At 60.2% G+C, this 17,935-nt stretch carries 18 protein-coding genes and 2 tRNA genes; 16 read left to right on the forward strand and 4 right to left on the reverse strand.

The genetic code is table 11. The features are described 5' to 3' along the window. Positions 1-4: 4 nt before the first annotated feature. Together NKI61_RS09945 and NKI61_RS09950 are read right to left on the reverse strand one after the other, a co-directional pair. Entirely contained in the window at positions 5-862 is an 858-nt protein-coding gene (locus tag NKI61_RS09945; RefSeq protein ID WP_352839273.1) for a hypothetical protein, read from the reverse strand. 98 nt (positions 863-960) lie between these two features. Continuing rightward, positions 961-1,536 carry a recombinase family protein gene (locus tag NKI61_RS09950; RefSeq protein WP_352839274.1) on the reverse strand — a complete coding sequence of 192 codons (576 nt, stop codon included), beginning with the start codon at positions 1,534-1,536 and terminating at the stop codon, positions 961-963. Between the two features lie 241 nt (positions 1,537-1,777). Between NKI61_RS09950 and NKI61_RS09955 the strand changes: the two genes are divergently transcribed. The 6 genes from NKI61_RS09955 (at position 1,778) to NKI61_RS09980 (ending at position 9,603) form a co-directional block, all read left to right on the forward strand. Further along, a complete protein-coding gene (locus tag NKI61_RS09955; protein WP_352839275.1) occupies positions 1,778-2,299 on the forward strand; it encodes a hypothetical protein in 522 nt (173 codons plus the stop codon). A 97-nt stretch (positions 2,300-2,396) separates the two neighbouring features. Continuing rightward, on the forward strand, positions 2,397-2,618 hold the full coding sequence (locus NKI61_RS09960) for a hypothetical protein (RefSeq protein WP_352839277.1): 222 nt from the start codon (positions 2,397-2,399) through the stop codon (positions 2,616-2,618). A gap of 82 nt (positions 2,619-2,700) precedes the next feature. Then, the gene (locus tag NKI61_RS09965) at positions 2,701-4,269 is read left to right on the forward strand and encodes a type I restriction-modification system subunit M (protein ID WP_352839278.1); all 1,569 of its coding nucleotides are present in this window, start codon (positions 2,701-2,703) and stop codon (positions 4,267-4,269) included. A 5-nt stretch (positions 4,270-4,274) separates the two neighbouring features. Continuing rightward, complete coding sequence (locus tag NKI61_RS09970; protein WP_352839280.1) at positions 4,275-5,393, forward strand: restriction endonuclease subunit S; 1,119 nt, start codon at positions 4,275-4,277, stop codon at positions 5,391-5,393. After that, a complete protein-coding gene (locus NKI61_RS09975; RefSeq protein ID WP_352839281.1) occupies positions 5,390-6,385 on the forward strand; it encodes a DUF4268 domain-containing protein in 996 nt (331 codons plus the stop codon). Before NKI61_RS09970 ends, NKI61_RS09975 begins: the two co-directional genes overlap by 4 nt. After that, complete coding sequence (locus NKI61_RS09980) at positions 6,382-9,603, forward strand: type I restriction endonuclease subunit R (protein WP_352839282.1); 3,222 nt, start codon at positions 6,382-6,384, stop codon at positions 9,601-9,603. The genes NKI61_RS09975 and NKI61_RS09980 overlap by 4 nt, the downstream gene beginning before the upstream one ends. A 23-nt stretch (positions 9,604-9,626) precedes the next feature. Here the strand turns inward: NKI61_RS09980 and NKI61_RS09985 are convergent, their stop codons facing one another. Both NKI61_RS09985 and NKI61_RS09990 read right to left on the reverse strand, forming a co-directional pair. Next, entirely contained in the window at positions 9,627-11,300 is a 1,674-nt protein-coding gene (locus NKI61_RS09985) for a DUF6538 domain-containing protein (protein WP_352839283.1), read from the reverse strand. Positions 11,301-11,379: 79 nt separating this feature from the next. Beyond that, positions 11,380-11,454 (reverse strand) — tRNA-Thr (locus NKI61_RS09990). A 150-nt stretch (positions 11,455-11,604) separates the two neighbouring features. Here NKI61_RS09990 and NKI61_RS09995 point away from each other — a divergent pair. From NKI61_RS09995 to NKI61_RS10040, 10 genes are all read left to right on the forward strand, one after another. After that, positions 11,605-11,799: a hypothetical protein gene (locus NKI61_RS09995; protein ID WP_023727781.1), complete on the forward strand. Its 195-nt coding sequence runs from the start codon at positions 11,605-11,607 to the stop codon at positions 11,797-11,799. A 134-nt stretch (positions 11,800-11,933) separates the two neighbouring features. Beyond that, complete coding sequence (gene murA, locus NKI61_RS10000) at positions 11,934-13,226, forward strand: UDP-N-acetylglucosamine 1-carboxyvinyltransferase (protein WP_023753869.1); 1,293 nt, start codon at positions 11,934-11,936, stop codon at positions 13,224-13,226. Between the two features lie 167 nt (positions 13,227-13,393). Then, positions 13,394-13,828, forward strand: coding sequence for a DUF2948 family protein (locus NKI61_RS10005; RefSeq protein WP_023753868.1), 435 nt, complete (start codon positions 13,394-13,396; stop codon positions 13,826-13,828). A 134-nt stretch (positions 13,829-13,962) separates the two neighbouring features. After that, positions 13,963-15,255 (forward strand): histidinol dehydrogenase, encoded by a 1,293-nt coding sequence (hisD, locus tag NKI61_RS10010; RefSeq protein WP_352839284.1) that lies wholly within the window; start codon positions 13,963-13,965, stop codon positions 15,253-15,255. Positions 15,256-15,261: 6 nt separating this feature from the next. Beyond that, entirely contained in the window at positions 15,262-15,747 is a 486-nt protein-coding gene (locus NKI61_RS10015; protein ID WP_023669283.1) for a UPF0262 family protein, read from the forward strand. Then, positions 15,735-16,199, forward strand: a complete 465-nt coding sequence (locus tag NKI61_RS10020; protein WP_081725519.1) for an arsenate-mycothiol transferase ArsC — start codon at positions 15,735-15,737, stop codon at positions 16,197-16,199. Before NKI61_RS10015 ends, NKI61_RS10020 begins: the two co-directional genes overlap by 13 nt. A gap of 185 nt (positions 16,200-16,384) precedes the next feature. After that, positions 16,385-16,603 carry a translation initiation factor IF-1 gene (gene infA / locus NKI61_RS10025; RefSeq protein ID WP_006200926.1) on the forward strand — a complete coding sequence of 73 codons (219 nt, stop codon included), beginning with the start codon at positions 16,385-16,387 and terminating at the stop codon, positions 16,601-16,603. Positions 16,604-16,622: 19 nt separating this feature from the next. Continuing rightward, positions 16,623-17,249: a Maf-like protein gene (locus NKI61_RS10030; protein ID WP_023747220.1), complete on the forward strand. Its 627-nt coding sequence runs from the start codon at positions 16,623-16,625 to the stop codon at positions 17,247-17,249. Continuing rightward, the gene (yacG, locus tag NKI61_RS10035) at positions 17,246-17,437 is read left to right on the forward strand and encodes a DNA gyrase inhibitor YacG (RefSeq protein WP_023669280.1); all 192 of its coding nucleotides are present in this window, start codon (positions 17,246-17,248) and stop codon (positions 17,435-17,437) included. Before NKI61_RS10030 ends, yacG begins: the two co-directional genes overlap by 4 nt. Before the next feature lie 214 nt (positions 17,438-17,651). Then, positions 17,652-17,727 (forward strand) — tRNA-Phe (locus tag NKI61_RS10040). Positions 17,728-17,935 lie beyond the last annotated feature (208 nt).

The following is a 17,935-nucleotide window of genomic DNA, read 5'->3' on the forward strand; positions in this document are numbered from 1 at the left end:
CGACCTACCCATAGTCCAGTTCCACTGCACGCTCGCCGCTGATTGATAGTCCCTGTCGGCGCTCATCTTTGCGAAGGCTCTGCCAGAAGCCACCAAACATTCTGCCTCCGCTGTCGAAACGGCACTGAGTGAAGATACGCCGAAGCCTTCGGTCGCGGATGCTGAACTGCGTCCTGGGCCATGGAAGGCCCTCCGGGTCGAACCGTAGATCGGCATCAGCGATCCACTGGTTGATCTCGTCAAGTTCAGCACGGTATCGCTCCGTGTCCAGGGTGTCGCCGTACTCCTCCAATCCGCCTTCGTCCCAGTGGTTCTTGCGGTCCTTGATACGCTTTAGGACAATGGTCTCGCCGTGCGGGTGTTCATCGAGGTCGTCGATCCCGATCTCGTGTTCAACGAGCCGATCAAACAGCCGGGAACCGGATCGGATGACCGTCGCTCTCGGGGCGCCCTCTACCGGGGCAGCGATGAGCTGTTCGACATAGGCCATTTCCGGCTTCGCCATGAGGTCGAGAATGTATGGGAACATTTTGCTGTAGGCGCGTGGACGATAGCGGCTCTTCGCGCCGAGTACACGATTGGAGCGCGTAACGTAAATGTCGCCCGACGTTCCAGCGAGGTGATGGTGCATGAGGTCCGACAGGATGGCGTCAACCGTCAGGTCGAACGTCTCCTGGTCACGGGCGCGTCGCTTGTTCGTCCTGAGGCCGAAATGGGCTTCGCAGCTTAGCAGCAGTTCGATCGCTTCCTTAACGATCGCCTTTGCATTCTCCGACGCGGCGAACCGATAGGCGTTGAAGCGCCTGTCTCGTTCATCCTCTTCGTCACCCAGTTCGATCACAGCCGGCGTGATCTGGTCCATCTACACAGTTCCAATCGTTGAAATAGCCACCCCGCATACGCGGGCACATTAACAGCTATAAGGAGGCAAGGTGTCGCGGAGCGGCGAAGCGGTTCGCTCTATGTCGCTACCACGTCCTGCGGCGACAGCACGCGATAGACCGACGCCTTGCTGAGCCCTGTCGCTTTCATGATCTCGGGAACCGTCTTGCCCTGATCGTAGCGCATCCGCCTGATTTCCGCGGAACGCTCCGGTGTTGCCTTGAGCTTCCTGCCAAACTTAGTACCGTCTGCCTTTGCCTTGGCAATACCATCCATCTGGCGCTCTGCCCGTATGGCTGTCTCGAACTCGGCGAACACCGCAAGCATCTGCAGCATCGCACGACCCGCCGGGCTGCTGGTGTCGATCTGCTGGTCGAGAACGCGCAAGGACACTCCATCCTTGTCCAGCCCCAGGACGATGTTCAGGAGGTCGGTGGCAGAGCGAGCCAAGCGATCGATGCGAGTTATGAGGAGGGTGTCGCCTCGTCTGAGCGCTCTGAGGCACGCCTTCAGTTCCGGCCTTCCCGTGTCAAGCCCTGACCGCTTCTCCTCGAAGATGTTCTTGGGCTCTACTCCAGCCGCGAGCATCTTGTCGCGCTGCACGTCCAGCGACTGGCCGATGGAGGAAACACGGATGTAAGCGAGGTCGGCCATGGCGGGATCTCTCCGAAATGTCTAGAGTTTGTGAGACACAATTTATGAGACATGAAATGAGACGTGTCAACGATTGATCTCGGAAGCTATACATTTTGAGACAAGTCGTTGGACGAAGCTTCGTCGCACCGCCGATTTCTTCTGACGCCAAAGGGCGCGCTAAACTGGACGTCCAATAGACCCTGTCCGTCTGGACAAGTCGCTCGCAAGACGCGTACGTGAGCCTGCGGAGGGCAGGTCTATGCCGGTCATCAACGATCTCGGACAGCTTCGAGCGGATTTGGAGCGGCGAGCCTCCACGTTTGCCGCACGTGCTCGAGAACTCTTTTCAGGTGAGATCGGCAATCTCGACCAACAAATGAAGCTCCTGCAGCAGTTTCGCTCCCAAAGCTACGAATTGCTCAATCAGTTGCAGCACGAGTTCCTCATCATCCGCGCGCTTGATTGGTTGAAAGAGCGGCCCGCGTATGGCCACGTGACGCAATGGACTTGGCATCCCACATCCACGGGAACGGCGACAGAGCCCGACCTGCTTGGATGCCGAGGAGAGGTCGCGCTAATTTCGGCGGAGATAACGACCTCGGCCAACCCCGATGGAGTCATCGACCAGAGAATGAGGCGAACGCTGCACAAGTTGGCAAGCATGCCGGGAGAGCGATTCTATTTCGTGGCATCTGCGACCATGGCCGCGAGAGCAACGACGAAGGTCGGCAAGGCGAATTATTCAATAACGGTTGTCAACTTGAACTCCGACATGGCCTAGAGGCAAAGGCGGGGGTACGGGGGGAACTGTCCGGCAGCCGATTATCCGATCGGGCAGACGGATTTTTCGGTGAAATATCTCAGTATGAAAGGTTCACATGCGCATTTATGCGGTCACAAACGGCGTCGAGAAGGAAGCCTACCGGCTGTCCGCAACTCACTACAAATGTTTCCCGCGCAGCGATAATGAGGTCACGAACGCGATGGAGTTTGCCACGATCGAGGAGGGTGCAATCTTCATGATCAGCAACCCTGGCTGGGGTATTCGAATGAACCCCGGTTCGGCGATCATCTACAACGGCATCCGGATCGAGCTGTAGGTGCCTCGATTCCTGAAGGCCAGGTTGCCATCATTAACCCATGGGTTGTATTGCTTCGTGGTGTGTAGGGGGAGTGCATTCGATGGCGATTGATCTGGCCGAGATCGAGAAGCGGTTGTGGAGCGTGGCGGACCAGCTTCGTGCCAATTCCGGGCTCAAGCCGTCTGAATACTCCCGGCCAGTCCTCGGGCTACTCTTCCTGCGTTACGCGGATAGCAGGTTCGCTGCGGTCGAGAAGGAACTGCAGCCACGCGAAGGAACTCGTCTTGGGCCTCCTGGGCCTGATGCTTACAAGGCTCGCAACGTCATCTATCTGTCGCCTGAGTCCCGCTTCTCGCATCTCCTGCAGTTGCCCGATGGGTCAAACCTCGGCCGCGCGCTCAATCACGCGATGGAGGACATCGAGAAGCACAATGCTGACTTGGCCGACGCGCTGCCGAAGAACTACGGCGCGGTCGGCGACGATACGCTCCGCGAACTGATCAAGCTGCTCGCCCCGATTGAGATAGCTGGCGATGCCTTCGGCAAGGTCTATGAGTATTTCATGGGCGAGTTTGCCATGCAGGAGATGCAGAAGGGCGGTGAGTTCTACACGCCGTCGAGCATTGTCCGGCTGATCGTTGAGATCATCGAGCCCTATCGTGGGCGTATCCTCGACCCGGCTTGCGGCTCAGGAGGCATGTTCGTCCATTCGGCGGATTTCATCCGGTCACACCAAGCCGCTCCGGAGAAGGAGCTTTCAATCTACGGCATAGAGAAGGTCAGTGAGACGCTTCGCCTCGCAAAGATGAATCTCGCCGTCCACGGCCTCGGCGGCACCATCATGGACGCCAACGCTTATTATGACGAACCCTTCGTCGATCTCGGCGGCGTGATCGGCAAGTTTGATTTCGTCATGGCCAATCCACCTTTCAACGTCACTGGCGTCGACAAGGAGAAGGACTCGGTCGCCAAACGCCCCGACCGCTTCCCCTTCGGGCTGCCGAGAGCAGACAACGGCAATTATGTCTGGATCGAGCTGTTCTGGTCCGCCTTGAATGAGACCGGCCGCGCCGGCTTCGTTATGGCAAATTCGGCCTCCGACGCGCGAGGCTCGGAGGCGGAAATAAGGCGTAAGTTAATCAAGAGCGGCGGGGTCGACATCATCGTCTCGGTTGGCACGAACTTCTTCTATACAGTGACACTGCCGTGCACGCTGTGGTTTCTCGACAAGGCGAAGCGCGCGGGCAAACGGGCAAGTCAGGTGCTGTTCATCGACGCCCGCCAAACCTTCCGCCAGATTGACCGGGCACATCGCGACTTCACCGACGCGCAGATCGAGTTGTTGGCCAACATAGCGCGGCTCTGGAGAGGCGAGGAAATCGAGGCCAACTGGGGCAGCCACGATCTGCTCGCGGCGAACGGACTCGACGGCGGCTACGTTGACGTGGCGGGTCTTTGTAAGGCCGCGACAATCGATGAGATCGAAGCGCAAGGCTGGAGCCTCAATCCCGGCCGTTATGTCGGCTCGAAAGCGGGTGACATGGAGAATGTCGATTTTGCAGAACGGCTAGTAGAATTGCAGGAAGAACTAGAGCGGCTAACTGTGGAAGCACGTGGATTGGAGGCGCAGATTGGCGAAACGCTACCAACCCTGCGTCTGGTGGTGTGAAACTAATGGCTACCTGGACCGATTGCCTGCTCGGAGATGTCATCGAATTGAAGAGAGGCTATGACCTGCCGGAGCGCGAAAGGGAGGCAGGCAGAGTGCCGATCCTGTCTTCTAGTGGTCGTTCAGGACATCACTCACGTTCAAAGGTACGAGGCCCAGGAGTGGTAACCGGGCGATATGGTACCCTTGGCGAGGTGTTTTTTGTCGAGGAGGATTTCTGGCCCCTCAATACTGCTCTGTACGTGCGAGATTTTAAAGGAAACGATCCGCGCTTCATCTCCTACTGGCTAACGCAACAGAGATTAGGCAGCCAAAACTCCGCCGGTGCCGTTCCTGGCGTCAATCGAAATCACTTGCATCAGCTCGTCACGCGGATACCGCCCCTCGACACGCAGCGCCGCATCGCCTTGATCCTCTCCGCCTATGACCATTTGGTCGAGAACAACACACGCCGAATCTCGATCTTGGAGGAAATGGCGCAGCGCATCTATGACGAATGGTTCGTCCATTTCCGCATTCCCGGTCGCGAACAACTGCCTCTAATTGACAGCCCGCTGGGGTCGATCCCGGTGGGATGGGAAGTTGTCAAACTCGGCGATGTAACGAATCTCAAATGGGGTGATACTTCCAAAACCAAGAAATCCTATGTAACGGAAGGCTTCCCGGCCTTCAGTGCCACAGGACAGGATGGGAAGCTGCCAGATTGGAATTTCGATCGCACTGGGATTGTACTTAGCGCCATCGGCGCGCACTGTGGGCGGACCTGGATCACGAGGGGAAAATGGTCTTGCATCAAGAACACAATCCGTTTTTGGGCCGATATTCCAGGTTTGAGCAATGAGTATCTCTATATAGCGACGAAGAAATCAAGTTTTTGGCCCCGAAGGGGAGCGGCGCAGCCCTTCATTTCGCAAGGGGACGCGAGGGATTGTCAATTACTGATCCCATCCGCTGACATAGGAAATCAGTTTGAATCTGTGGCGGCACCAATAATGATGTTGGGAGGTATCTTGGAGGCGGCCAATCGCAACCTTCGAGCGCAGCGAGAACTCCTTTTGCCCAAACTGATCGCCGGCGAGATCGGCGTTTTGGAAGTCGAAGACCTCTTGGAGGCGGCCGAATGACGTTTCCCAGGCTCGGACGGCTGACGACGATTTCGGCCAAGGCTGTCTGGCTGCACGAAGCGCAAACGTTCACTCCATGGCTAGCCGAGAACCTCGACCTGCTCGGCGAGGCGCTTCAGATCGGCGAGTTGGAACTCAAGGCGACCGAAGTACCGGCGGGCGAGTTTCGTCTCGATATTCTCGCCGAAGACGAAAGCGGTAACCCGGTACTGATCGAGAACCAGTTCGGAAACACTGATCACCGGCACCTCGGGCAATTGATAACCTACATTGCCAGCCAGAGAAGTGACGCCACCGCCGTCTGGATCGCCGAGACGATTCGCGAGGATCATCGCGCCGCAATCGATTGGCTGAACAGCTCGACCAAGGAGGGCTTCAACTTCTTCGCGGTGGAGGTCGAAGCGCTGACGATTGGTGACAGCGACCCGGCGCCGTTCTTCCGCGTGGTAGCCCAACCGAACAATTGGGCGCGCGCCGTCGACGCCAAGGTGTCGGGCGAGGGCGAACTGGCCGAGCGGCACAAGGTTCGTTTGGCTTATTGGGCCTCGTTCGCTGAGTATCTGCGCAAGAACGATCCCTCCTTCGCAATTAATCGACAGAACAAGGACAATTGGATCCAATTTCGCATCGGTCGCGCTGGGTTCGCAATCCTCTGCACGATTAGCACCAGCAAGCGACGAATCGGTGTGGAGCTCTATCTGTTCGACGACCCGCTCAAGGTTCGCATCCGCGAGCTGAAGCTCGACCGTGCGGCGATCGAGGCCGCAGTCGGCGAGTCGCTTGAATGGCAGGAATTGCCGAATAAGAAGGCGAGCCGCATTGCGCTCTACTTGAACGATGTCGACCCTTCCGAGGCGAGTGGCTACTCCGACCTGCACGCCTGGATGCTCGACAAGATGCAGAGGATTCGGCAGGCATTCGCCCCGCGAGTGAAATTGCTCGATCTTGGTGCTGATGGCGGTGGGAACGGGGAGCCCGACGAAGACGTATGAGCGACGGGGACGATCTCATCTATGAACAGAAGACGCCGAGCTATCGCGGCTTCTCGGAAGATGAGCTTATCGAGCAACCTGCAATCGACCTCTTTAAGGTCCTCGGCTGGCAGGCTGCTAATCTTTATGGCGAGTTTGGCACCCCCGCTGCGCCACGGCCAAGCCCAGAGGGGCGCGAATCGCGCCGTGACGCATTTCTCCCAAATCGGCTCCGAGCGGCCCTCTCCGAGCTGAACCCCGGACTGCAACAATCGGCCCTCGATGAGGCGTATGCTTTGCTGACAAGCGAAAGGACAGCGCTGGAGCCAAGCCGCGCCAATGCCGATCTGTACGGAATGCTGCGCGACGGTGTGAAGGTGAAGGTTCGCTCCCCGGACGGTTCGCTGCGCGACGAGGCGGTCCGCGCGATCAACTGGGAGAACGCTGGGACGAATGACTTCCTGCTCGCCAGTCAGGTCTGGTTCTCAGGCGATCTCTACACCCGCCGTGCCGATCTCGTCGGTTTCGTCAACGGCATCCCGCTGCTCTTCATCGAACTCAAGGCGCTCTATCGTTCGATCGCGGACGCCTACGCCGGCAATCTCAAGGATTATCGAACCGCAATCCCGCAGGTCTTTGTCCCCAACGCCTTCGTCATCCTTTCAAATGGCCATGAAGCCAAACTCGGAGCGCCGCTCGCGCCCTTCGAGTTCTTTGCCGACTGGAAGAAGATCGACGAAGAAGAGGAAGAGGGCGTCGTCTCGCTAGAGACCCTGATCCGAGGCACCTGTCGTCCCCAACGCTTCCTCGACATCGTCGAGAACTTCATTGCGTTTCAGGAAGGCGACAAAGGCCTGATCAAGATTCTCGCCAAGAACCATCAATACCTTGGCGTTAACCGCGCTATGGAAGCCGTCGGCAAGCTCAAGGAGAACCAGGGGCGTCTGGGCGTGTTCTGGCACACGCAAGGCTCAGGTAAGAGCTTGTCCATGATGTTCTTCAGCCGCAAGGTGATGAGGAAACGTCCTGGCGATTGGACCTTCGTCATCGTCACGGACCGCACGGAACTCGATGACCAAATTGCCGACACTTTCTCCTCTTGCGGTGTACTGACCAAAGACCGTCAACTGGTTCAAGCAGGATCACGCAGGCATCTCCAGGAACTTCTGACCGGAAACGAGCGCTATATCTTCTCGCTCATTCAGAAGTTCGGCACCGAGCGAGGCGAAGTCTATCCGATCCTGTCGACGCGGTCGGATGTCATCGTAATCACCGACGAGGCGCATCGCAGCCAATACGACGTGCTTGCCGCCAACATGCGAACTGCACTCCCCAATGCGGCGTTTCTTGGCTTCACGGGTACACCACTGATCGCCGAAGAAGCCCACCGCACACGCACGGTGTTTGGCGATTATGTCTCGATCTACGACTTCGCCCAATCGATTGCTGATGGCGCCACCGTGCCGCTCTATTACGAGAGCCGGTTGCCGGAACTACAGCTCAAGAGCGCCGATCTCGATGAGGAAATCGCCAAGGTTCTCGACGACGCCGGGCTCGATCCCGAAGCGGAGGAGCAATTGGCGAAGCGGTTCGCCAAACAATACCACCTCATCACCAATGACGACCGGCTCGACAAGGTCGCGGCCGATCTGGTGCACCATTTCACCGGTCGCGGTTATCGCGGCAAGGCGATGTTTGTGGCGATCGATAAGGCGACCGCCGTCCGGATGTACGACAAGGTGCAGGTGCATTGGACAGCGCATTTGAAGCAACAGCGGAACCGCATTGTCGCAATTGCCGACGCTGTCGAGCGGAAGGCGCTGGAGGAGCAGTTGGCGTGGCTGGAGGCCACCGACATGGCCGTCATCGTCAGCCAATCGCAAAATGAAATCGAGGTCATCGCAAAGCGCGGGGCCGATATCCGACCGCACCGTCAACGGATGGTCAAGGAGGAACTCGACGAGCGCTTCAAGGCAGCGGACGATCCACTTAGGCTGGTCTTCGTCTGCGCCATGTGGATCACCGGCTTCGACGTGCCGACCTGCTCGACGATCTATCTCGATAAGCCGATGAAGAACCACACGCTGATGCAGACGATCGCGCGGGCGAACCGTGTCGCGTCCGGCAAGCAGGCGGGGCTCATCGTCGACTATGTCGGCGTGTTTCGGAACCTCAAGGACGCGCTGGCGATCTATGCCAAGCCCCGTCCTGGCGTGGAAACCGACCCGATCAAGGAGAAGGCGCAACTGCTCGCCGAACTGAAGGCGGCACTGGATAAGGCGCTGGCCTTTGCCGACACGCGGGGAGTTGATCCGGATGCAGTCATCGCCTCGCAAGGCTTTGAGCGCGCTGCAAAGATCAGACAGGCGGCGGAAGCCCTGCTCGGCACCGACGAGGACAAACGCGAGTTTCTTGGACTGGTTGGCACGGCGTGGAAGCTCTTCAAGGCGGCACTGCCAGACCCTGCCGTGCTTCCCTATCGTGGCGCTATGGTGGTCCTTCAGGTCGTAGCGGAGACGATGCGCAGCCTCACGAGGGCTGGGCCGTCGACAGACCTTGAAGCCGTGCTTGCGGAGATCGAACGGCTGGTTGATCAGGCGATTTCAGGTATCGCGATCCGGGCTCCGATCCTGCAAGGCTCCGATCTGAAGAAGTTGCTCGACCTGTCGGCAATCGATTTCGACAAGCTTGCCGCACTGTTCGCCCAGGGGTCCAAGAAGACCGCCACAGAGGTTTTGAGGGGCACGGCGGAGAAACGGGCAAAAGACCTGGCCGCAAAGAACCCGGCCCGTGTGAGCCTTCTGGAGCGTCTACAAAAGCTGATCGACGAGTACAACACCGGCAGCATGGATATCGAGGATATGTTCCAGCAACTGATGGCCTTTGTCGGCGATCTCGACGAAGAAGAGCAGCGCCACATTCGCGAGGGTTTGAGCGAAGAAGAACTCGCGATCTTCGATATCCTGACCAAACCCGAACCGAAACTGACAAAGACCCAGGAGATCGAGGTCAAGAAGCTGGCGCGAGAATTGCTGGCCAAGCTCAAGAAGGAGAAGCTCATTCTCGACTGGCGGGCGAAGGAGACGGCAAAGGCAGGTGTCCGGCAAACGATCGGCGAGGAGTTCGACGCTCATCTGCCCGAGGTTTACGACCGCAAGCTGTTCGAGGAGAAGGTCCAGCGGACCTATCAGTTCGTGTTCGAGCGGATGGGAGCTTCAAACGAACATGTGGCGCTATAGGGGCAGCAACTGCGCCCGCCACCTCACGCAGCCTTCCGCTGGGCTCTCGCTTTGCCCATCCGGCGCTCGCGTTGGGGTTGAGGCGCTACGACCTGGTTTGACGGCCTCCATGCCGATGCCTTGATGTCGAAGCGCGGTAACTTCTTGATTTCCCTCGCGAGGGCGCTGGGCGGCCAATCGCCATACCCTTCGCGCGCGTCTTGGGCACCACTGCCAAGCATGTAATCCCGAGCCTGCTTGTCCATGTCATGGGCACGCGTAAGCGACGTGAACAGGTGCCGCCAAGCGTGGTTGGGTTTGCCGCCCGGTGCGGGTATGCCTAGTTCCTCTGTGATCCAATTTCCGACGCGGACGCCCGCCTCTGCTGACCGGGGCTTGCCTGTCAGCTTGGTGAGGTCGGCCCCATTGGGATAGGGAACATAGAAGGCGGGACCGTCGCCCACCTCGCTGAACATATCCAACAAGCCCAGCTCTACGAGGTGCGGATGAATGGCTGTCATCCACGCCCTGCCGCTCTTTGTGGAGCCGGCCTGGGGCGAAATGAGCAAATAGGGTGTGTCGCCATCCGCTTGGACATCCACGCCGCGTAGCTGAGTGATCTCCGTCACCCGCAACCCCGTGTAAGCGCAAATCCATGGCACCCAGAAGAGCGCACGCCTGTGGGGCGTTGAGATGTCCTTAGACGTGCCGTCAAATGTGGCGCTGAGGATGGCCTTGGCCTCCTCCATGTCGTAGCCCTTCTTGCCCGGTGCGGGGCCGTCTCTGCGGTCTCGAATGTCGCTGGCGACGTTTGTCGGTAGTCCGAACTCCCTGACTGCATGGGTGAGGACCGCGCTCAATGCCGCAAGGGCCTTGCCGTTGACCTTCGACGGCGAAAGCCCCTCGGCTATCAATTCGTCACGCCATTTCCGAACGTCCTCATTCGTCACGTCCTGAGCATTCCGGTGCCCGCTGCTCTTGACGAATTTGGCGAGGTCCCGCGCATAGTCGCTCTTGGTCTTCTCCTTGAGGCTCTGTGTCGCGAACTTGTGGTCTAGCAGGGCGAACAGGTCCAACTCCCCCGCCGCCCGTGGCGCTGGCTTGGCGCCTCTGCGCTCGGCCTCCCAATTGGGGAACCGCTTGCGCGCGTCATCGGGCGAGTAGTCGCCTCCGGCCTTCCTGAGATTCGTTTCAGCCGCAAGCTGAATTGCCTTGGAGGCCGCATGGACGACGCGGGTCCGGCTGAGGGGGTCGGTGTTGATGCCCTGCTCGGTGAACAATCCATCGACTGTCGGGCCGAACCAGCGGTCAAGCTCCCCGCCCTCCTCCTTGCCCTTATTCAGCCGCAGGACCGCTTTCCAGATGCCTTCCTCGCCCGGCTCGCTATCCATCATGTCGACCAGGCGGGCGTAGAGGATGCCGGCAAGGGCTTGGACTTGCTTGTTGGTGAGCGGCTGAGGCCCTTCCCTGAACCGTTGCCAAAACTCATGCAAGGCGGCATCTGCCTCGCGGTGGCGCTTCTTGGCTTCTGCAGGGTCTTTCGTATCGAGGCTGACCTTGACGACTGCGCCCGCCTTCACGGCTCTGATGATGTCGCCGACAGGAATTGCGACCTGTCCAGTCATCGGCGTATTCTTCAAATCAGTCGGTGCGCGTTGCCGAAGGTAGTAGATACCAGTCTTCGGATGCTTCCAAGGTCCAGGCATTCTCAAGCTCATGTGTACCACCCCTGTGTACCAGACAGGCGGCAAAAAGACCAAGAAAGTCAGATAGTTGTTCCCAATCAAGGGGATAGACTGGTGCTGCGAGAGAGGATTGAACTCTCGACCTCTCCCTTACCAAGGGAGTGCTCTACCACTGAGCTACCGCAGCCGCTGATGGCGGGGCTTCTGCCATATAGAACCGGCAAGCGCAAGGCGTCTGTGAAAGGCTTTGCCAGACAAGTTTCGCTGACATGGCGGCGCCACAATGCTAGCTATCCCTTGAACGGCAGGCCCTGCCAGTCGCGGGCGGGACGGAACGATGGACGACAAGATAAATCCACCGAAAAAGGCTGATCCGGCAAAAAAGGACGGGACTAACCGCAAGGACCGTCTGGCCGAGCAGTTGCGCGCCAATCTCATGAAGCGCAAGACGCAAGCGCGTTCGCGGCGCACCGGTGACGCTGACCAGCGCCCGGAAGGCCTGGCGGCTGCTGAAAAAATGCACAAGGACTGACCGATATCGGCCACACTGGCCGGCCAACTTGGCCAACGGGCTCAGGAATCTTGAACCAAGCCGGCCAATGGTCTAGACGGGCCGATACGCAAACTGACGAAAACCGGCCTTTCGGGCCGAGGGGACATTCTCTCATGGATCGCATCAGAATTGTCGGCGGCAACAAGCTCGCCGGAAGCATTCCGATTTCGGGCGCGAAAAATGCCGCTTTGCCGCTGATGATCGCCTCGCTGCTCACCGACGACACGCTGACGCTGGAAAACGTGCCGCATCTGGCCGATGTCGAGCAGCTGATCCGCATTCTCGGCAATCACGGCGTCGACTATTCGGTCAACGGCCGCCGCGAGAAGCAGAATGAGGGCTATTCGCGCACCATCAACTTCTCGGCCCGCAACATCGTCGACACGACCGCGCCTTACGAGCTGGTGTCGAAGATGCGGGCGTCGTTCTGGGTGATCGGCCCGCTGCTGGCCCGCATGGGCGAGGCGAAAGTGTCGCTTCCCGGCGGTTGCGCCATCGGCACGCGGCCGGTCGACCTGTTCCTCGAGGGCTTGCAGGCGCTGGGCGCCGACATCGATGTCGACACTGGTTATGTGCTGGCCAAGACCAGGAATGGCCGCCTTGTCGGCAATCGCTATGTGTTCCCGAAAGTCTCCGTCGGTGCCACCCATGTGCTGATGATGGCGGCAGCGCTCGCCAAGGGTGAGACGGTACTCGAAAACGCCGCCTGCGAGCCCGAGATCGTCAACCTCGCCGAATGCCTCAACGCCATGGGCGCAAAAATTTCAGGCGCCGGCACTCCAACCATCACCGTCGACGGCGTCGACTCGCTTTCGGGCGCGCGCGTGCGCGTCATCCCCGACCGCATCGAGACGGGCACCTATGCCATGGCTGTGGCCATGACCGGCGGCGATGTCGTGCTCGAAGGCGCCCGCCCCGAGCTGCTACAGACCGCGTTGGATGTGATTGCCCAGACCGGTACCGAGATCACGCCGACCAATTCCGGCATTCGCGTCCGGCGCAACGGCGCCGGCATTTCGCCGGTCGACGTAACGACGGCGCCGTTCCCGGCCTTCCCGACCGATCTGCAGGCGCAGTTCATGGGCCTGATGACCATGGCCAAGGGCAAGTCGCGCATCACCGAGACCATCTTTGAAAACCGCTTCATGCATGTGCAGGAACTGGCCCGGCTCGGCGCCCACATCACGCTGTCCGGCCAAACGGCGATCGTCGACGGCGTCTCCAAGCTGAAGGGCGCGCCCGTGATGGCGACCGATCTGCGCGCCTCGGTGTCGCTGGTCATCGCCGGTCTGGCGGCCGAAGGCGAAACGACGGTCAACCGCGTCTACCACCTCGACCGCGGTTTTGAGCGGCTGGAAGAAAAGCTGTCCAATTGCGGCGCGGTGATCGAGCGGATTTCGGCTTGACCGCACGGCAGTTGCTTCAGACAGACAGGCGTCTGGTGCTGCCTCCATCCACCGCCAACACTTCAAACCCGAGGCGCTAGCCTCGGGTTGAATTTGTGTCGCGGTTGCACCGACCGGAAAGACCGCCTAACAGAAGGCTGAAACCAACTTTCAGGTGTGCATTCGGCATGGCAGCCCTCAAACTCATTGCGCTCGACGATCAGGATCTGAGCATCGTCTCGGCTCACGTCCAGGACGCCGTGATGAAGGTCTCGGATCTCGAATACCTGCCTTCGGCCAAGCGTTTCATATTGACCATGAAACGCTTCGTCTGGGAGGCGAAGTCCGGACTGTTCAGCCAGCACAATGAGCGGCGCCAGGCGGTGTTGCATTTCGACCGCGTGCTCGGCGCCAAGACCAGCGGCATTGCCCGCGATCGGCCGGCCGAGGTGCTGTCGCTTCTGGCAATCAGCTTTATCGAAATCAGCAAGCCGGCCGGCATCGTCGAATTGGTCTTTTCCGGCGGCGGCGCGATCATGCTCGACGTCGAATGCATCGAGGCACGGCTTGCCGACATAGGCGGCGCCTGGGAAGCCACCTCGCGTCCGGTGCACAGGGTCTAGAGCATGATCCCAAAAAGTGGGTGCCGGTTTTTGTTGGACAAAACGGGAATCGTTTGTCCAGAGATCATGCTCCAACAAAGGGCTAGATCATGATGAGATTTCAAGCAAATCTCACCATGATCTAGACGCAGCCGATGGCCATTACGCTTATCCAATCCGATGCCGGTTTCGCGCAGCGTTTCGCCGCCTTCCTGACCACCAAGCGGGAAGTATCGGAGGACGTCGACACTGCCGTGCGTGCCATCATTGCGCGGGTTCGTGCCGAGGGCGACGCTGCCCTGGTCGACTACACGCTGAAATTCGACAAGGCCGACCTCAATAGCCTCGGCATCGCCGTGTCGAAGGACGACATCGCGCAGGCCTACAAAGACGCCGATCCGCAGACGGTCGATGCGCTCAAATTCGCGCGCGACCGCATCCGATCCCATCACGAGCGACAAATGCCCAAGGACGATCGCTATACCGATGCCGCCGGGGTCGAGTTGGGTTCGCGCTGGACGGCGATCGAGGCGGTCGGGCTCTATGTGCCGGGCGGCACGGCAAGCTATCCAAGCTCGGTGCTGATGAACGCCGTGCCGGCCAGGGTGGCGGGCGTCGAGCGCATCGTCATCGTCGTGCCGGCGCCGGGCGGCATCATCAATCCGCTGGTGCTGGTGGCCGCCGATCTAGCAGGCGTTTCAGAGATTTACCGCGTCGGCGGCGCGCAGGCGATTGCCGCCCTTGCCTATGGCACCGAAACGATCCGGCCGGTCGCCAAGATCGTCGGGCCCGGCAATGCCTATGTCGCCGCCGCCAAGCGCCAGGTGTTCGGCACGGTCGGCATCGACATGATCGCCGGACCGTCTGAAGTGCTGGTCGTGGCCGACGGCAGCAACGATCCCGACTGGATTGCCGCTGATCTTCTCGCTCAGGCCGAGCATGACGTGTCGGCGCAGTCGATCCTCATCACCGACGATCCGGCCTTCGGCAAGGCCGTCGAACAGGCGGTCGAGCGGCAGCTGCAGAGCCTGTCGCGCGCCGAGACGGCGGCTGCCAGCTGGCGCGATTTCGGTGCGGTGATCCTGGTGGAGACCATCGAGGCCGCGCTGCCGCTGGTCGACCGCATCGCCGCGGAACATGTGGAACTCGCCATCGACGATGCCGAGGGCTTCCTGGCCAGGATGCGCAATGCGGGTGCTGTGTTTCTGGGACGCCATACGCCCGAAGTCATCGGCGACTATGTCGGCGGCTCCAACCACGTGCTGCCGACGGCGCGTTCGGCGCGCTTCTCTTCGGGCCTGTCGGTGCTCGATTTCGTCAAGCGCACCTCGATCCTGAAGCTCGGGCCGGTGCAGCTGAGAGCACTTGCGCCGGCGGCGATTGCGCTGGCCAAGGCGGAAGGCCTCGACGCGCATGGCCGCTCCGTCGCCATCCGGCTGAACATGTAGGCGGCGATGGCGGACGGCGATCAAACCCGCGCAAGGCTGATCGATGTCGAGCTCGACGAGTCGATCGGCCGTTCGACGCCCGATGTCGAACATGAGCGCGCGGTGGCGATCTTCGACCTGATCGAGGAGAACAGCTTTCAGCCGGTCAATGATGACGGCGCCGGGCCTTATCGGCTGAAGCTGTCGCTGGCCGAATCCCGGCTGGTGTTTGCGGTCGCCCGAGAGGATGGTGCTGATGTCGTCACCCATATCCTGTCGCTGACGCCGCTCAGGCGCATCGTCAAGGACTATTACCTGATCTGCGAAAGCTACTACGACGCCATCCGATCCTCGACGCCGAGCCATATCGAGGCGATCGACATGGGCCGGCGCGGCCTGCACAATGAAGGCTCGCAGACGTTGATGGACCGGCTGGCCGGCAAGATCGACATCGACTTCGACACGGCGCGGCGGCTGTTCACGCTGGTCTGCGTGCTGCACTGGCGGGGTTAGACCTGACTGGGGCGCCCCGCTCGATACTGTTTTTGTGCGGCATGAACGCCGTGCGCTCGCCGATGGCCGAGCAGCTGGCGCGGCGCATGCTGCCGCCGGCCACTTTCGTCGCCTCTGCCGGCGTGCACAGGGGCGAGCGCGATCCGTTCGTCGACGCGGTGCTGGCCGAAGAGGGCCTGACGCTGGGCGAGCGCCAGCCGCGCTCGATGGACGATCTCGAGGACGATTATTTCGACCTGATCGTCACCCTGGCGCCGGAAGCCCACCACGCCGCGCTCGAGCTCACCCGCTCGCTTGCCGTCGACGTCGAATACTGGCCGATGCCGGATCCGACCGATGTCGGCGGCAGGCGCGAGCAGATCATGGCCAGCTATCGCGACGTGAGAGAACGGCTGAAAGCGCGCATCAGCCGACGTTTTCTGCTTCCGGAGGTAAAAAACGCGGCGGATTGATGCATGTCGCTCAAAAGCGGTCCCGGTTTTGAGACAACGACATGCATAAAACGAAAGCTTGGAGCGCGTCGCTTATGACGCGATCTAAGCGTGTTCACAAGCGCACGATTATCATATAGGTTCCGCCGAAATTCCGGCCTGGGCGCTCCAGGGCGCCGGAACTGCAATCCAAGCAAAGGTATCGAATGCCGAAGGAAGAAGTCCTCGAGTTTCCGGGTGTCGTGACGGAATTGTTGCCCAACGCGATGTTCCGGGTGAAGCTCGAAAACGAACACGAGATCATCGCCCATACGGCCGGCCGCATGCGCAAGAACCGCATCCGTGTGCTGACCGGCGACAAGGTCCTGGTCGAGATGACGCCCTATGACCTGACCAAGGGCCGCATCACCTACCGTTTCAAGTAACAGTCCGGCGCGAACCGCGATGAGCATCCTGCAGAAGCTCGTGCTTGCCTCTGGTTCGCCGCGCCGGATCGAACTGTTGCAACAGGCCGGCATCGAGCCGGACCGCGTGCTGCCGGCCGATGTCGACGAAACGCCGCTGCGCGCCGAACATCCGCGCTCGCTGGCCAAGCGGCTGTCGAAGGAAAAGGCCGAGAAGGCTCTGGCCTCGCTGAAAAGCGAGGAAGACTATGCGCCGGGCTTCGTGCTGGCCGCCGATACGGTGGTCGCGGTCGGACGCCGTATCCTGCCCAAGGCCGAGACGCTGGACGACGCCGCCAATTGCCTTGGACTGCTTTCGGGCCGTTCGCACCGGGTCTATTCCGGCATCTGCCTGATTACGCCGGGCGGCAAGCTGCGCCAAAGGCTGGTTGAATCCAGGGTTCGCTTCAAGCGGCTGCCGCGCGAGGAGATCGACGCCTATGTAGCCTCCGGCGAATGGCGCGGCAAGGCCGGCGGCTATGCCGTCCAGGGTCTCGCCGGGTCGTTCGTCGTCAAGCTGGTCGGCTCCTACACCAACATCGTCGGCCTGCCGCTCTACGAGACAGTGGCGCTGCTTTCGGGCGAAGGCTTCAAGGTCCACACCAGCTGGCATACCGCGCGGCCATGAGCCTGGACGATAAGGTCACACCACTGCGCCCGAAGCGCCCCTGCCCCGAATGCGGCAAGCCGTCGGCGCGCGAGACCTATCCGTTCTGTTCGAAGCGCTGCAAGGACATCGACCTCAACCGCTGGCTGAAGGGCGCCTATGTCATCACCGCGCGGGATGACGAGGACGAGAGCGACGAGCCGAAGTAGGGTTTGGGCGGTGCCGGCCGCGCAATTCCACTTCGCCGACCTTACGCAATTGCTGCTTTGCCGGCGTCGGTATTGTCTGCGACAATTGCCCCGGAAAATCAGCGCTTAGGCGCTGGACAGGCCGGATTCCCGTGCTATAACCCACGCGCTTTCAAGGGGTGCCCCACGGCGCTTTCCTGAAATCCGGTCAGGCGATGTCTCGTTTCCCGGCGAGGCCCAGATAGCTCAGTTGGTAGAGCAGCGGACTGAAAATCCGCGTGTCGGTGGTTCGAATCCGCCTCTGGGCACCATCCCCCCTTCTCCCGACACTCCCTTTCACCGAACCTTCTACGCTGCAGCTTCTGCAAGCGCTTGGAATTGTTGATCTTTTGCAGTCGCATTGCGCAGTTGAGCGGGACAGGGAGCGCTTCAGGAGCATTTGGTCCAACGAGGCGGGGGGATGGTATTTCCGTTGGTATTCGACATCCTGATGGTATCGAAACAGCCAAGGGAGACCTG

Origin of the sequence: Mesorhizobium sp. M0514 (assembly GCF_040321145.1) — a bacterium.
Classification (GTDB): Bacteria; Pseudomonadota; Alphaproteobacteria; order Rhizobiales; family Rhizobiaceae; genus Mesorhizobium.

Coding starts and splice junctions, on each gene's coding strand:
- hisD (WP_352839284.1), top strand. CDS start 13,963: ATGGCCATTACGCTTATCCAATCCGATGCCGGTTTCGCGCAGCGTTTC.
- NKI61_RS09960 (WP_352839277.1), top strand. CDS start 2,397: ATGCGCATTTATGCGGTCACAAACGGCGTCGAGAAGGAAGCCTACCGG.
- NKI61_RS10005 (WP_023753868.1), top strand. CDS start 13,394: ATGGCAGCCCTCAAACTCATTGCGCTCGACGATCAGGATCTGAGCATC.
- NKI61_RS09985 (WP_352839283.1), bottom strand. CDS start 11,300: ATGAGCTTGAGAATGCCTGGACCTTGGAAGCATCCGAAGACTGGTATC.
- NKI61_RS09965 (WP_352839278.1), top strand. CDS start 2,701: ATGGCGATTGATCTGGCCGAGATCGAGAAGCGGTTGTGGAGCGTGGCG.
- NKI61_RS09995 (WP_023727781.1), top strand. CDS start 11,605: ATGGACGACAAGATAAATCCACCGAAAAAGGCTGATCCGGCAAAAAAG.
- murA (WP_023753869.1), top strand. CDS start 11,934: ATGGATCGCATCAGAATTGTCGGCGGCAACAAGCTCGCCGGAAGCATT.
- infA (WP_006200926.1), top strand. CDS start 16,385: ATGCCGAAGGAAGAAGTCCTCGAGTTTCCGGGTGTCGTGACGGAATTG.
- NKI61_RS10015 (WP_023669283.1), top strand. CDS start 15,262: ATGGCGGACGGCGATCAAACCCGCGCAAGGCTGATCGATGTCGAGCTC.
- NKI61_RS10030 (WP_023747220.1), top strand. CDS start 16,623: ATGAGCATCCTGCAGAAGCTCGTGCTTGCCTCTGGTTCGCCGCGCCGG.
- NKI61_RS09980 (WP_352839282.1), top strand. CDS start 6,382: ATGAGCGACGGGGACGATCTCATCTATGAACAGAAGACGCCGAGCTAT.
- yacG (WP_023669280.1), top strand. CDS start 17,246: ATGAGCCTGGACGATAAGGTCACACCACTGCGCCCGAAGCGCCCCTGC.
- NKI61_RS09945 (WP_352839273.1), bottom strand. CDS start 862: ATGGACCAGATCACGCCGGCTGTGATCGAACTGGGTGACGAAGAGGAT.
- NKI61_RS09975 (WP_352839281.1), top strand. CDS start 5,390: ATGACGTTTCCCAGGCTCGGACGGCTGACGACGATTTCGGCCAAGGCT.
- NKI61_RS09970 (WP_352839280.1), top strand. CDS start 4,275: ATGGCTACCTGGACCGATTGCCTGCTCGGAGATGTCATCGAATTGAAG.
- NKI61_RS09955 (WP_352839275.1), top strand. CDS start 1,778: ATGCCGGTCATCAACGATCTCGGACAGCTTCGAGCGGATTTGGAGCGG.
- NKI61_RS09950 (WP_352839274.1), bottom strand. CDS start 1,536: ATGGCCGACCTCGCTTACATCCGTGTTTCCTCCATCGGCCAGTCGCTG.